This is a genomic window from Pseudomonas sp. CCC4.1 (genome assembly GCF_035019225.1).
GTDB lineage: Bacteria > Pseudomonadota > Gammaproteobacteria > Pseudomonadales > Pseudomonadaceae > Aquipseudomonas > Aquipseudomonas bubulae.
On sequence record NZ_JASJWL010000011.1, the window covers coordinates 90,841 to 102,998 of the forward strand.

The window sequence follows — 12,158 nt, forward strand, 5'->3', positions numbered from 1 at the left end:
CAAAAACTAGCCCGGAACGCGGCGGATTTTGGCGCCCAGCATTTGCAGTTTTTCTTCGATGCACTCGTAACCACGGTCTATGTGGTAGATGCGATCGATCAGGGTATCGCCTTCCGCCACCAGCGCCGAAATCACCAGGCTGGCAGAAGCACGCAGGTCGGTGGCCATTACTGGCGCGCCCTTGAGGGTTTCAGTGCCGGTCACGATGGCAGTGTTGCCTTCAACCTGGATCTTGGCGCCCATGCGGTGCAGTTCATACACGTGCATGAAGCGGTTTTCGAAGATCGTCTCGATCACTGCACCCGTGCCTTCGGCAATGGCGTTGAGCGAGATGAACTGCGCCTGCATGTCGGTCGGAAACGCCGGGTACGGAGCAGTACGCACGTTCACCGCTTTAGGGCGTTTGCCGTGCATGTTCAGCTCGATCCAGTCTTCACCGGTGGTGACCTCGGCGCCTGCTTCCTTGAGCTTCTCAAGGACGGCTTCAAGGATGGTCGGATCAGTGTCCTTGACCTTCACGCGGCCACCGGTGACGGCAGCGGCTACCAGGTAAGTACCGGTTTCAATACGGTCCGGCATGACGCGGTAAGTCGCCGAATGCAGCTCTTTGACGCCATCAATGGTGATGGTGTCAGTACCAGCACCGCTTACCTTGGCGCCCATGGCGTTCAGGAAGTTGGCCAGGTCGACAACTTCAGGCTCGCGTGCAGAGTTCTGCAATACGCTGCGGCCGTTGGCCAGTGCTGCGGCCATCATGATGTTCTCGGTACCGGTCACGCTGACGGTATCAAAGAAGAAGCTGGCACCGCGCAAGCCGCCTTCAGGCGCCTTGGCCTTGATGTAGCCACCTTCAACGTCGATCACTGCGCCCATGGCTTCAAGGCCGCGGATGTGCAGGTCAACCGGACGCGAGCCAATGGCGCAGCCGCCCGGCAAGGCAACTTCAGCGTAACCGAAACGTGCAACCATCGGCCCCAGTACCAGGATCGATGCGCGCATGGTTTTCACCAGCTCATACGGCGCGACCAGGGTTTTGATGGTGTTCGGGTTGATTTCGACACTGAGCTTTTCATCGATCACCGGCTCAATGCCCATGCGACCGAACAGCTCGATCATGGTGGTGATGTCATGCAAATGCGGCAGGTTGGCTACAGTGACCGGGCCATTGCACAGCAGGGTCGCTGCCAGGATCGGCAGGGCAGAGTTCTTCGCCCCGGAAATGCGGATCTCGCCATCAAGGCGGGCACCGCCGGTAATAATCAATTTATCCATAACAATCTCGACGCCAATGGGCTCAGGGGGCTCAGGTGCGCTCGGCCCAGGCCGCGCTGCTGAAGAATTTCATAGTGACCGCATGGATGCTGCCATCAGCGATCCACGGGTTCAAATGGGCATAGATGCTTTGTTGACGTTTGACCGGGCTCAGGGCCACCAGTTCGTCACTGATCACGTTCAACTGAAAGTTGCAGCCTTCGCCCTCAACTTCTACCTGGGTTCCTGGCAGCTTTCCTTCAAGAAAGCTCTTCACTTCTACGGCCTGCATGCTCAACCTCAATCGGCGCCTAACGCGCACGGGTCGGCCATCATACAAAAAAGCCCCGCGCCTGCGAACCCCGCATAACAGGACTCTGACAGGGGGGCTTATTTATATGTGGCGATTAATGATGTGCCAGCAGCTCGGTCACACCCGAAACCTGGGCGATTTCGCGCATGTCTTCGGGCATGGCACGAATGCTCAATGGCTTGTTCAGGGCCTGGGCATCACGGATATAACACAGCAGCAGCGACAAACCGACGCTGCTCGATTTGGTAACGCCCGAGCAGTCAACCACCAGCTCTTTGGCCAGGGCTTTTTTGATCAGGGCCTGACCTTCTGTGCGCAAACGGGGGCCAGTCTGATAATCGAGCACGCCACTAAGGCGAAGCTCGCTCTCGCCGGCCAGGGTTATGGCCGCTTCACTCATTGCCCGGCTGCCTTGGGCGATGCCGCATCAGTGGTCTGCTTGGCCTTGGCCACTTCACCCGCCCAGTTGTCGATGGTTTTATCCAGGTTGTTGCCGTTGCGCTGCATGGCATCGGCGAACTGATCGCGGAACAGCTTGCCGATATTGATGCCATTGATGATCACGTTACGCACTTTCCACTCGCCGTTGACCTTGTTAAGGGTATAGGACAATGGATAAATGGCGCCGTTGTCACCCTTGACGGTCATGTCGACACTGGTGCGATCGCCGCTTTCGTCCTTGGCCGGGCCAACGGTGATGCCCTGATTCTTGAACTCAAGCAAGGCATTGCCGTAGAACTGCATCAGGCTGCGCTTGAAGTTCTCTTGAAAGCGCTGCATCTGGGCAGGCGTTGCATTGCGCGAGTACTTGACCGTCATGATGCTTTTGGAGATGCCATCAACATCTACTGCAGGGCCGACGATTTCGTTCAGGGCATCATAGAACTTGCTTGGGCTTTGTTTGTATTGCTCCTTGTTGGCAGCCAGGTCGGCCAGCAACCTTGTCGTGGTATCTGAAACGATGTCATGGGCCGACTGCCCCGGCGCGGCGTTCGCCACCAGAGGAAGGGCTGCGGCCAGTATTACCAGCAGGCCACGGCGCAAGAGAGAAATCATCTGGAAGCTCCTTATTTGGCGTCTTTGCTAACGGTATTGAGCAGGAATTTACCGATCAGGTCTTCAAGAACCAGCGACGACTGCGTGTCGTGAATGGTGCCGCCGTCCTTGAGGGTCGCGTCTTCGCCACCCACGCTGATGCCGATGTATTTCTCGCCCAGCAGGCCTGCTGTGAGGATAGACGCTGTCGAATCCACAGGCAGGTTATCCACCGCTTTTTCGAGCTGCAATGTGACGCGGGCCATGTAGTTGTCACGGTCCAGGTCGATTGCTGTCACCTTGCCGATGGTCACGCCAGCCATGGTGACTTTGGCGCGCACGGTCAGCCCGGCAATATTGTCGAAATTGGCATAGAGCTTGTAGGTGTCAGTGCTCGCCGTCGGGGACAGCCCGCTGACCCGCAAGGCAAGCAACAGCAAAGCCAGGATGCCAGCCAGCAGGAACAGGCCGACACCGATTTCCATGGTGCGGTTTTGCATCAGAAATCTCCAAACATCAAGGCGGTCAATATAAAGTCCAGCCCGAGGACTGCCAGTGAGGCATACACCACGGTCTTGGTAGTGGCACGGCTGATCCCCTCTGAGGTGGGCTCACAGTCATAACCTTGAAACACGGCAATCCAGGTCACCACAAAGGCAAACACGATGCTTTTGATGATCCCGTTAATTACGTCACCACTGAAGGTTACGCTGTTTTGCATGTTGGCCCAGTAGGAGCCGTCGTAGACACCGAGCCAGTCCACGGCAACCCACGAACCACCCCAGATCCCGACCACGCTGAAAATCATCGCCAGCACAGGCAGGGAAATAAACCCGGCCCACAACCGCGGCGCAATGATGTACTTGAGCGGATCAACACCGATCATTTCCAGGCTGGACAACTGCTCGGTCGATTTCATGTTGCCGATTTCAGCCGTCAGCGCCGACCCTGCGCGCCCGGCGAACAGCAAGGCGGTAACCACGGGACCCAGTTCGCGCAACAGGGTCAGGGCCACCATCTGCCCCACTGCCTGCTCCGAACCATAGCTGGACAGGATACTGAAGCCTTGCAGTGCCAGTACCATGCCGATAAATATGCCGGACACCACGATAATGACCAGCGACATGACGCCAACCGAATGCAGCTGCCTGACCAGCAAACCAAACCCGCCCCCGATACCGCCACGCCCCAGCAGTGCATGAAACAGGAACACTGCCGAACGCCCCAGTACCGCAACGGTGTCGATCCCGGCCCGGCCGAACAGACCGATACGGCTCATTAATGACATCTTGCGCATCAGCGCTTCCCCAGTAGATCGGTTCGGTAGTCCGACGCCGGAAAGTGGAACGGAACCGGGCCATCCGGGTCGCCGGTCATGAACTGGCGAATGCGCGGGTTATCGGCGTTCATCAATTCTTCGGGCGTGCCCTGCCCCAGCACCTGGCCATCGCCGACTACATACAGATAGTCGGCAATGCTCGCAGTTTCAGCCAGATCGTGAGAAACCACGATACTGGTAATGCCCAGCGCATCATTGAGCAAACGAATCAGGCGTACCAGCACGCCCATTGCAATGGGATCCTGCCCCACGAAGGGTTCGTCATACATCAGGATCTGCGGATCCAGGGCAATCGCCCGCGCCAGCGCCACCCGGCGTTTCATGCCGCCGGACAACTCGTCGGGCATCAGGTCGATAGCTCCGCGCAAGCCCACCGCCTGCAATTTAAGCAGCACGATGTCACGGATCATTTCTTCCGGCAGCTCGGTATGCACCCGCAACGGGAAAGCAACGTTCTCGAACACGTCCAGATCGGTAAACAGCGCACCGCTCTGAAACAACACGCCCATATGCTTGCGGGCATCAAACAAATCACTGCGCGACAGGGCCGGCAGGTTTTGATTGTTGACCCACACTTCGCCGCTGTTGGGACGCAGTTGCATGCCCATCAGGCGCAACAGTGTGGTCTTGCCGCAGCCAGACGGCCCCATGATCCCCGTGACCTTGCCACGCGGGATGCGAATATCGACATTATTGAAGATGCTGCGCGTACCGCGCTTGAAGGACACTCCCTTCAGCTCGACCGCGTAGGCGTTATCGGCGCTCATCTAAACTCCTTGCGATGCAGCCTCTGCCTCTCACCCGGACACCAAACTTCTTGTGAAGAAGCACGCGTTCCCTGGCGGGCCGAACTGGCGGCGAACTATACCACTGCTCATAGTGACCGCCCAAGACCGAAGGAGTGCCGGTTAAGTCTCAGTACAGTGAAATAAAGATGTTTTTTCTGCAAACACACGCGCACTTTGTAAGCACATGCAATAAAGCACAGCGATCAAGCGTGAGGGAACGCCACATAACCGCTATAATCGTTGCCTTTTCTCAGGCTACCCGACTTCAACCATGAGCCAATCCAGCGACCTGATCCAATCCGCCCAACGCACCATCCGCCTCGAACTGGAAGCCGTAGAGGGCTTGCTGACACATATCGACGCAGATTTCGTACGCGCTTGCGAGATGATTTTGGCCAGTAAAGGCCGGGTGGTCGTGGTCGGCATGGGCAAGTCAGGACACATCGGCAATAAAATTGCCGCAACCCTGGCCAGCACCGGCACCACGGCTTTTTTTGTCCACCCGGCAGAAGCCAGCCACGGCGACATGGGCATGATTACCCGCGATGACATTATCCTCGCACTGTCCAACTCCGGCTCGACCGCCGAAATCGTCACCCTGCTGCCACTGATCAAGCGCCTGGGCATCAAGCTGATCAGCATGACCGGCAACCCCGAATCGCCGCTGGCCAAGGCCGCCGATGTCAGCCTGGATGCCCGCGTGGCCCAGGAAGCCTGCCCGTTGAATCTGGCACCGACCTCGTCCACCACGGCAACCTTGGTGCTGGGCGATGCACTGGCTATTGCCCTGCTTGAAGCTCGCGGTTTTACTGCAGAAGATTTCGCCTTTTCCCACCCCGGCGGAGCACTGGGCCGACGCCTATTGCTGAAAGTGGAAAACGTCATGCACTCTGGCGATGAACTGCCGCAAGTCGTGCGCGGTACATTGCTCAAGGAGGCGTTGATGGAAATGACCCACAAGGGCCTGGGCATGACCGTCGTCATAGAAGAGGACGGTCGACTGGCCGGAATCTTTACTGACGGCGACTTGCGCCGCACCCTGGACCGCGAAATCGACATCCGCAACGCCACCATCGACGCGGTCATGACCCCGCACGGCAAAACCGCCCGCGCCGACATGCTGGCAGCCGAAGCCCTTAAAATCATGGAAGACCACAAAATCAGCGCGCTGGTGGTGGTCGACAAGCAAGATCGTCCGGTTGGCGCCTTGAACATGCACGATCTGCTACGCGCAGGAGTAATGTAATGACCCAGGAACTTCTCAAGCGCGGCAAGGGCATCAAGCTGGCCATTTTTGACGTTGACGGCGTATTGACCGACGGCCGCCTGTATTTCCTCGAAGATGGCAGCGAATTCAAGACCTTCAATACCCTCGACGGCCAGGGCATCAAGATGCTTATGGCCGCCGGTGTGCAAACGGCAATTATCAGCGGCCGCAAAACCCCGGTGGTCGAGCGTCGCGCACAAAACCTGGGCATCCCGTATCTGTACCAGGGCCGCGAAGACAAATTGGTCGTACTGGACGAGCTTCTTGGCCAACTCAACCTAAGCTATGAACAGGTTGCCTACCTGGGAGATGACTTGCCCGACCTGCCGGTTATCCGCCGGGTAGGTCTGGGCATGGCCGTGGCCAACGCTGCGGACTTTGTCCGCGAGCACGCCCACGGGGTAACCCGGGCGCGGGGTGGCGAAGGTGCCGCCCGTGAATTCTGCGAGCTGATTCTGCGTGCCCAGGGCAGCCTGGACGCAGCCCACGCCGCCTACCTATAGAGCTTTCTATGCTGAGCAAAAAGATTCGCCAAATAGTGCTGTTTACAGTGATTGCCTCGCTGTTTGCAGCTGCTGGCTACTGGAATATCAGGCCGGAACGTTTTCTCAATGCCCCTACCCTGGCGGTGGATGAAAACGCTATCGACTACTACGCCACCAATGCACACAGCCGTCAGTTTTTACCTGACGGCAAGCTGCAGTACGACATGACGTCCGAGAAGCTTGAACATTTGAAGGCTTCCGAGGTCACTCAGATGACCCAACCGAAAATGCAGCTCTACCGCGGCACGGCCTACCCGTGGAACGTGCAGAGCGAGCGCGGTGAAGTCAACCCGGATGGCACCGAGGTCGAGCTTATCGATTCGGTGCGCATCGCGCGCACTGACGAAAAAAACCGCACCACCATTATTACCAGTACCCGTATGACTGTATTCCCCCAGAAGGAATATGCGCAGACCGAGCGAGACGTTAGAATCGACGGCGCTGGCGGCGTAACCACTGGCAAGGGCATGAAAGCATATTTGAAAGACGGCAGGATGGACCTGCTGTCCAACGTAAGAGGACAGTATGAGTCTCGTTAAAACCCTCCCTTTATTGCTCAGCCTGAGCGCAGCACTGGGAAGCGTGAGCGCCTGGGCTCTGCCGAACGACACCGAACAACCTATTCGCATCCAGGCCAACGAGGCACAACTGGATGACAAGCAAGGTATTGCCACCTACAAGGGCGATGTCATCATCACCCAGGGCTCGATGAAAATCACCGGCAACACCGTCACCATCACCCGTAATGCTGCGGGCGAAATCGACGTGGTGACATCCGTCGGCAACCTGGCCTACTTCGAGCAACTGCAAAAAGCCACTGACCCCAAACCGGTACAGGCTTATGCCGTCACCATTCAATACCATGCACCACAAAACCGCATCGTACTGATTGACAAGGCCAAAGTGATTAACGACGGCAATACCACCGAGGGCGAGAAAATCGTCTACGACACGGTAAAACAAATTGCCAGTGCCGGTCGCGCCAATGGCGCCAATGTCACCGCACCTCGCCCGCGCATCGACATGGTGATCCAGCCCAAGAAGAAAACCGACCAGCAGAAGGCCCAGTAATGGCAACTCTGAAAGCCCAGCATCTGGCCAAAAGCTACAAGAGCCGTCAGGTAGTACGTGATGTCAGCCTGTCGATCGACAGCGGGCAAATCGTGGGCCTGCTCGGCCCCAACGGCGCGGGCAAAACCACCTGTTTCTACATGATTGTCGGCCTGGTGCACGCCGATCAGGGTCGCGTACTGATCGATGACCTGGACGTCAGCCACGAGCCCATGCATGGTCGCGCACGCGCCGGTATCGGTTACTTGCCACAGGAAGCCTCGATCTTTCGCAAGCTGTCGGTGGCCGACAACATCATGGCAATCCTCGAAACCCGCAAGGAGCTCGACAAGACCGGTCGTCGCAAGGAGCTGGAAAGCCTGCTGCAGGAATTCCATATCAACCATATTCGCGACAACCTGGGCATGAGCCTGTCGGGCGGTGAGCGCCGTCGGGTAGAAATTGCCCGCGCACTGGCCACGGCACCCAAGTTCATCCTGCTCGACGAACCCTTTGCCGGTGTCGATCCGATCTCGGTGGGCGACATCAAACAAATCATCTACCACCTCAAAGCCAAGGGCATTGGCGTGCTGATCACCGACCACAATGTCCGTGAAACCCTCGATATCTGCGAAACGGCCTATATCGTCAATGACGGGCAATTGATCGCTGAAGGCGATGCTGAAACGATTCTGGCCAACAAGTTGGTGCGGGAAGTTTACCTGGGTCACGAGTTCCGCCTATAAGCCCGGACACATCATGGGCAGCCAGGGCATCCGGGCAGTAAAAATGCGCCAGCATTTTATTGCCCGAATATTCAACGGGGTGCTCTCGATCAGTTCACCACCCGCAAACTAATTTAGACCGCCCCCTAGGCAAACGCACCGGTTTCAGGCATATAATTTGCTTATGTTTGGCGCTCACGCGCCCTGTAGTGGATGGCGCCATGTGCGCCGGCGAATAAGGTGTTAAGCCCCTGCCATGAAACCATCGCTAGTCCTGAGAATGGGCCAGCAGCTGACAATGACACCTCAGCTGCAACAGGCCATCCGCCTGCTCCAATTGTCGACCCTCGATCTGCAACAGGAAATCCAGGAAGCCCTGGAGTCCAACCCCATGCTCGAGCGCCAGGAAGAAGGCGACGACTTCGACAATGCAGACCCCCTTGCCGACAACATTGAGCAAAAGCCCAATCCCGACGTTCAAGAGCCCACCTACCAGGAAACTGCCCAGACCGTAGATAATCTGGAAGACGGTGACTGGGGTGAGCGCATTCCCAACGAACTGCCCGTGGACACTGCCTGGGAAGACATCTACCAGACCAGCGCCAGCAGCCTGCCAAGCAACGATGATGACGAGTGGGACTTCACCACCCGCACCTCGACCGGTGAAAGCCTGCAAAGCCACCTGCTGTGGCAATTGAACCTGGCTCCGATGTCCGACACCGACCGTCTGATCGGCGTAACCCTGATCGACTGCATCAACAACCAGGGCTACCTGGACGAAACCCTCGAAGAAATCCTCGAAGCCTTTGATCCGGAACTGGACATTGAACTCGATGAAATCGAAGCCGTCCTGCACCGCATCCAGCAATTCGAACCGGCTGGCATTGGCGCGCGCAACCTGGGTGAATGCCTGCTTCTGCAATTGCGCCAACTGCCTGCCAAGACCCCCTGGCTGAGCGAGGCCAAGCGCTTGGTCACCGACTACATCGACCTGCTGGGCGCACGCGACTACAGCCAGCTGATGCGCCGCATGAAGCTCAAAGAGGACGAACTGCGCCAGGTCATTGAACTGGTACAGAGCCTCAACCCGCGCCCGGGTTCGCAAATCGAATCCAGCGAAGCCGAATACGTCGTACCTGACGTGATCGTGCGCAAGGACAACGAGCGCTGGCTGGTCGAGCTTAACCAGGAGTCCGTACCGCGCCTGCGGGTGAACGCGCAATACGCCGGTTTCGTACGCAGAGCCGATACCAGCGCCGACAACACCTTTATGCGCAACCAGCTGCAGGAAGCACGCTGGTTTATCAAAAGCCTGCAAAGCCGCAACGAAACCCTGATGAAAGTGGCGACCCAGATCGTCGAGCACCAACGCGGCTTTCTCGAGCATGGCGATGAAGCCATGAAACCCCTGGTACTGCACGATATCGCCGAAGCGGTGGGCATGCACGAATCCACCATTTCCCGGGTTACCACACAAAAATTCATGCATACCCCACGGGGCATTTATGAACTTAAATACTTTTTCTCCAGCCACGTCAGCACCTCTGAAGGCGGCGAATGCTCCTCCACCGCGATCCGTGCCATCATCAAAAAACTGGTTGCAGCGGAAAATCAGAAAAAGCCGTTGAGTGACAGCAAGATCGCTGGTTTACTGGAGGCACAAGGTATTCAGGTAGCCCGTCGCACCGTCGCCAAGTACCGCGAATCCCTCGGGATAGCGCCTTCGAGCGAACGCAAGCGTTTGATGTAAGCCACGGACCCCGGCGTTTCAGTGGCAGGCTGCTCGGCCTGCCGCTTTATGCAATGGCATCAAAGGAGAAACTGTATGCAAGTCAACATCAGTGGACACCAACTGGAAGTCACCGAACCGCTACGCGCATACATCGGCGAAAAACTCGACCGACTGGAGCGTCACTTCGACAAGATTACCAACGTACAGGTAACGATGGCGGTCGAAAAACTGAAACAGAAAATCGAGGCCACCTTGCACATCCATGGAGGAGAAGTCGTTGCCAACGCCGAGCATGACGATATGTATGCCGCCATCGATCTGCTCACTGACAAGCTTGATCGCCAACTGAAAAAGCATAAGGAAAAGACCCAAAGCCTGCTCCAGGGCGCGACCGGTCGTTAATACTCCCTACCCATGATCCGACTTGAAAGTATCCTGACCCCCGGCCGTTCCCTGGTGAACGCGCCGGGCGGCAGTAAAAAGCGTGCACTCGAACATATTGCCAACCTGATCAGCCGCGAAGTGCCTGGTCTCGAAATGCAGGATGTTTTCGAGAGCCTTATTGCCCGTGAAAAACTGGGTTCCACCGGTTTTGGCAACGGCATCGCCATACCCCATTGCCGCCTCAAGGGCTGCGAGTCGCCTGTAAGCGCCTTGCTGCACCTCGACGCCCCCATAGATTTCGACGCCATCGATGGCGCGCCGGTCGACCTGCTTTTCGTTTTGCTGGTGCCAGAAGCGGCAACCGATGCACACCTGGAACTGCTCCGGCAGATTGCCAGCATGCTCGATCGCAAAGACGTGCGCGAAAGACTGCGCAACGCACCTAGCAACGAAGCGTTGTATCAGGTTGTTCTGGACGTACAGAACGGTCATTAATCATGCGCTTAGTTATAGTCAGCGGACGCTCCGGCTCCGGTAAAAGCACTGCCCTCGCCGTCCTTGAAGACAACGGTTTCTATTGCATCGACAACCTGCCAGCCGGCTTGCTGCCGGAACTGGCCGAACGCGCGTTGATTCACACTGAACTGGCTCAGCCACTGGTGGCCGTTTCGATCGATGCGCGCAACCTGCCGAGTCATTTGTCACGTTTTCCGCAGTTGCTTGAAGAGGTGCGTAACCGGCATATCCAGTGCGACGTGCTGTACCTGGATGCCGACGAAGAAACCTTGCTCAAGCGCTTCTCGGAAACCCGCAGACGCCACCCGCTCAGCAGCGCGAGCCGCTCCCTTGCCGAAGCCATTCGCGATGAAACCCAGCTTTTGGGCCCCATTGCCGACCTCGCTGACCTGACCATCAACACCACCAATCTGAATCTGTATCAGTTACGTGACACCATCAAGCTGCGTCTGCTGAACAAGCCAGAGCCAGGCACCGCCTTTTTGGTGGAGTCGTTCGGTTTCAAGCGCGGTATGCCGGTGGATGCCGACCTGGTGTTTGACGTGCGTTGCCTGCCCAACCCGTACTGGAAACCCGAGCTGCGCGAGCAGTCAGGGCTGGACCAGCCGGTAGCCGATTATCTGGCGGCGCAACCTGATGTCGAAGAGATGTTCCAGGACATCTCCAGCTACCTGCTTAAATGGCTACCGCGCTTTGCAGCCAGCAACCGCGCCTATGTGACAATCGGAATCGGCTGCACGGGCGGGCATCACCGCTCCGTGTACCTGACCGAACGCCTGGGCAAATGCCTGCAAGAAACTCTGAAGAACGTCCAGGTTCGCCACCGCGACCTTACTTGAAGGATCTACCCCGCGATGCCTGCAGTGGAAATTGAAATCATCAACAAACTGGGCTTGCACGCCCGTGCATCGGCAAAGTTTGTCGGCATCGCAGGGCAGTTTCCATGTCAGATCCAGGCGGGTCGCACCCCTGAGTCGATGGTCGACGGCAAAAGCATCATGGCCATGATGATGCTGGCCGCCGGCAAGGGCACAACCATCCACATCAAGACCGAAGGTGAGAAGGATCAGGAGGCGCTGGACGCACTGGTTGCCCTGATCAACAACTACTTTGATGAAGGTGAATAAGCCTGAAGCTTTTTCGACGCAGCGGCAGGAAAACTGCCACCGTGGGAGCGAGCCTGCTCGCGAAGGTCTGTCTCTTATACACATCT

Annotated in this window: 17 protein-coding genes; 10 read left to right on the forward strand and 7 right to left on the reverse strand. The window is 57.3% G+C overall.

The annotated features are described in order from the left end of the window. Positions 1 to 6: 6 nt before the first annotated feature. The 7 genes from murA to QN377_RS07340 all read right to left on the reverse strand — a co-directional run bounded on the left by murA (position 7) and on the right by QN377_RS07340 (position 4,705). Entirely contained in the window at positions 7 to 1,272 is a 1,266-nt protein-coding gene (murA, locus tag QN377_RS07310) for a UDP-N-acetylglucosamine 1-carboxyvinyltransferase (protein ID WP_095001150.1), read from the reverse strand. 31 nt (positions 1,273 to 1,303) lie between these two features. Continuing rightward, the gene (locus QN377_RS07315) at positions 1,304 to 1,543 is read right to left on the reverse strand and encodes a BolA family protein (RefSeq protein ID WP_003439919.1); all 240 of its coding nucleotides are present in this window, start codon (positions 1,541 to 1,543) and stop codon (positions 1,304 to 1,306) included. A gap of 115 nt (positions 1,544 to 1,658) precedes the next feature. Continuing rightward, positions 1,659 to 1,964 carry an STAS domain-containing protein gene (locus QN377_RS07320; RefSeq protein WP_095001149.1) on the reverse strand — a complete coding sequence of 102 codons (306 nt, stop codon included), beginning with the start codon at positions 1,962 to 1,964 and terminating at the stop codon, positions 1,659 to 1,661. Beyond that, positions 1,961 to 2,620, reverse strand: a complete 660-nt coding sequence (locus QN377_RS07325; RefSeq protein WP_095001148.1) for an MlaC/ttg2D family ABC transporter substrate-binding protein — start codon at positions 2,618 to 2,620, stop codon at positions 1,961 to 1,963. The genes QN377_RS07320 and QN377_RS07325 overlap by 4 nt, the downstream gene beginning before the upstream one ends. A gap of 11 nt (positions 2,621 to 2,631) precedes the next feature. Continuing rightward, on the reverse strand, positions 2,632 to 3,099 hold the full coding sequence (mlaD, locus tag QN377_RS07330) for an outer membrane lipid asymmetry maintenance protein MlaD (RefSeq protein ID WP_095018238.1): 468 nt from the start codon (positions 3,097 to 3,099) through the stop codon (positions 2,632 to 2,634). After that, on the reverse strand, positions 3,099 to 3,896 hold the full coding sequence (gene mlaE / locus QN377_RS07335; protein WP_095001146.1) for a lipid asymmetry maintenance ABC transporter permease subunit MlaE: 798 nt from the start codon (positions 3,894 to 3,896) through the stop codon (positions 3,099 to 3,101). The genes mlaD and mlaE overlap by 1 nt, the downstream gene beginning before the upstream one ends. Continuing rightward, positions 3,896 to 4,705, reverse strand: a complete 810-nt coding sequence (locus QN377_RS07340; protein ID WP_095001145.1) for an ATP-binding cassette domain-containing protein — start codon at positions 4,703 to 4,705, stop codon at positions 3,896 to 3,898. The genes mlaE and QN377_RS07340 overlap by 1 nt, the downstream gene beginning before the upstream one ends. 292 nt (positions 4,706 to 4,997) lie before the next feature. On the opposite strand from QN377_RS07340, the gene QN377_RS07345 reads away from it, so the two are divergent. The 10 genes from QN377_RS07345 to QN377_RS07390 all read left to right on the forward strand — a co-directional run bounded on the left by QN377_RS07345 (position 4,998) and on the right by QN377_RS07390 (position 12,072). Then, positions 4,998 to 5,972 carry a KpsF/GutQ family sugar-phosphate isomerase gene (locus QN377_RS07345; RefSeq protein ID WP_095001144.1) on the forward strand — a complete coding sequence of 325 codons (975 nt, stop codon included), beginning with the start codon at positions 4,998 to 5,000 and terminating at the stop codon, positions 5,970 to 5,972. Further along, positions 5,972 to 6,496 carry a KdsC family phosphatase gene (locus QN377_RS07350; protein WP_095001143.1) on the forward strand — a complete coding sequence of 175 codons (525 nt, stop codon included), beginning with the start codon at positions 5,972 to 5,974 and terminating at the stop codon, positions 6,494 to 6,496. Before QN377_RS07345 ends, QN377_RS07350 begins: the two co-directional genes overlap by 1 nt. Before the next feature lie 8 nt (positions 6,497 to 6,504). Beyond that, positions 6,505 to 7,077 carry an LPS export ABC transporter periplasmic protein LptC gene (gene lptC / locus QN377_RS07355; RefSeq protein ID WP_095001142.1) on the forward strand — a complete coding sequence of 191 codons (573 nt, stop codon included), beginning with the start codon at positions 6,505 to 6,507 and terminating at the stop codon, positions 7,075 to 7,077. Further along, positions 7,064 to 7,609 carry a lipopolysaccharide transport periplasmic protein LptA gene (gene lptA, locus QN377_RS07360; protein WP_095001141.1) on the forward strand — a complete coding sequence of 182 codons (546 nt, stop codon included), beginning with the start codon at positions 7,064 to 7,066 and terminating at the stop codon, positions 7,607 to 7,609. Before lptC ends, lptA begins: the two co-directional genes overlap by 14 nt. Continuing rightward, positions 7,609 to 8,334, forward strand: a complete 726-nt coding sequence (gene lptB / locus QN377_RS07365) for an LPS export ABC transporter ATP-binding protein (protein ID WP_095001140.1) — start codon at positions 7,609 to 7,611, stop codon at positions 8,332 to 8,334. Before lptA ends, lptB begins: the two co-directional genes overlap by 1 nt. Positions 8,335 to 8,569: 235 nt before the next feature. Beyond that, a complete protein-coding gene (locus tag QN377_RS07370) occupies positions 8,570 to 10,063 on the forward strand; it encodes an RNA polymerase factor sigma-54 (RefSeq protein ID WP_095001139.1) in 1,494 nt (497 codons plus the stop codon). Positions 10,064 to 10,138: 75 nt separating this feature from the next. Beyond that, complete coding sequence (gene hpf / locus QN377_RS07375; protein WP_016781796.1) at positions 10,139 to 10,447, forward strand: ribosome hibernation-promoting factor, HPF/YfiA family; 309 nt, start codon at positions 10,139 to 10,141, stop codon at positions 10,445 to 10,447. Between the two features lie 12 nt (positions 10,448 to 10,459). Beyond that, entirely contained in the window at positions 10,460 to 10,924 is a 465-nt protein-coding gene (gene ptsN, locus QN377_RS07380; protein ID WP_095001138.1) for a PTS IIA-like nitrogen regulatory protein PtsN, read from the forward strand. Positions 10,925 to 10,926: 2 nt separating this feature from the next. Beyond that, positions 10,927 to 11,784, forward strand: coding sequence for an RNase adapter RapZ (gene rapZ, locus QN377_RS07385; RefSeq protein ID WP_019825031.1), 858 nt, complete (start codon positions 10,927 to 10,929; stop codon positions 11,782 to 11,784). Between the two features lie 15 nt (positions 11,785 to 11,799). Further along, entirely contained in the window at positions 11,800 to 12,072 is a 273-nt protein-coding gene (locus QN377_RS07390) for an HPr family phosphocarrier protein (RefSeq protein ID WP_095001137.1), read from the forward strand. The last annotated feature ends 86 nt before the right edge of the window (positions 12,073 to 12,158 follow it).

Excerpts from the sequence above, each read along its gene's own strand:
- murA (WP_095001150.1), bottom strand. The coding sequence starts at position 1,272 with ATGGATAAATTGATTATTACCGGCGGTGCCCGCCTTGATGGCGAGATC.
- QN377_RS07315 (WP_003439919.1), bottom strand. The coding sequence starts at position 1,543 with ATGCAGGCCGTAGAAGTGAAGAGCTTTCTTGAAGGAAAGCTGCCAGGA.
- QN377_RS07320 (WP_095001149.1), bottom strand. The coding sequence starts at position 1,964 with ATGAGTGAAGCGGCCATAACCCTGGCCGGCGAGAGCGAGCTTCGCCTT.
- QN377_RS07325 (WP_095001148.1), bottom strand. The coding sequence starts at position 2,620 with ATGATTTCTCTCTTGCGCCGTGGCCTGCTGGTAATACTGGCCGCAGCC.
- mlaD (WP_095018238.1), bottom strand. The coding sequence starts at position 3,099 with ATGCAAAACCGCACCATGGAAATCGGTGTCGGCCTGTTCCTGCTGGCT.
- mlaE (WP_095001146.1), bottom strand. The coding sequence starts at position 3,896 with ATGCGCAAGATGTCATTAATGAGCCGTATCGGTCTGTTCGGCCGGGCC.
- QN377_RS07340 (WP_095001145.1), bottom strand. The coding sequence starts at position 4,705 with ATGAGCGCCGATAACGCCTACGCGGTCGAGCTGAAGGGAGTGTCCTTC.
- QN377_RS07345 (WP_095001144.1), top strand. The coding sequence starts at position 4,998 with ATGAGCCAATCCAGCGACCTGATCCAATCCGCCCAACGCACCATCCGC.
- QN377_RS07350 (WP_095001143.1), top strand. The coding sequence starts at position 5,972 with ATGACCCAGGAACTTCTCAAGCGCGGCAAGGGCATCAAGCTGGCCATT.
- lptC (WP_095001142.1), top strand. The coding sequence starts at position 6,505 with ATGCTGAGCAAAAAGATTCGCCAAATAGTGCTGTTTACAGTGATTGCC.
- lptA (WP_095001141.1), top strand. The coding sequence starts at position 7,064 with ATGAGTCTCGTTAAAACCCTCCCTTTATTGCTCAGCCTGAGCGCAGCA.
- lptB (WP_095001140.1), top strand. The coding sequence starts at position 7,609 with ATGGCAACTCTGAAAGCCCAGCATCTGGCCAAAAGCTACAAGAGCCGT.
- QN377_RS07370 (WP_095001139.1), top strand. The coding sequence starts at position 8,570 with ATGAAACCATCGCTAGTCCTGAGAATGGGCCAGCAGCTGACAATGACA.
- hpf (WP_016781796.1), top strand. The coding sequence starts at position 10,139 with ATGCAAGTCAACATCAGTGGACACCAACTGGAAGTCACCGAACCGCTA.
- ptsN (WP_095001138.1), top strand. The coding sequence starts at position 10,460 with ATGATCCGACTTGAAAGTATCCTGACCCCCGGCCGTTCCCTGGTGAAC.
- rapZ (WP_019825031.1), top strand. The coding sequence starts at position 10,927 with ATGCGCTTAGTTATAGTCAGCGGACGCTCCGGCTCCGGTAAAAGCACT.
- QN377_RS07390 (WP_095001137.1), top strand. The coding sequence starts at position 11,800 with ATGCCTGCAGTGGAAATTGAAATCATCAACAAACTGGGCTTGCACGCC.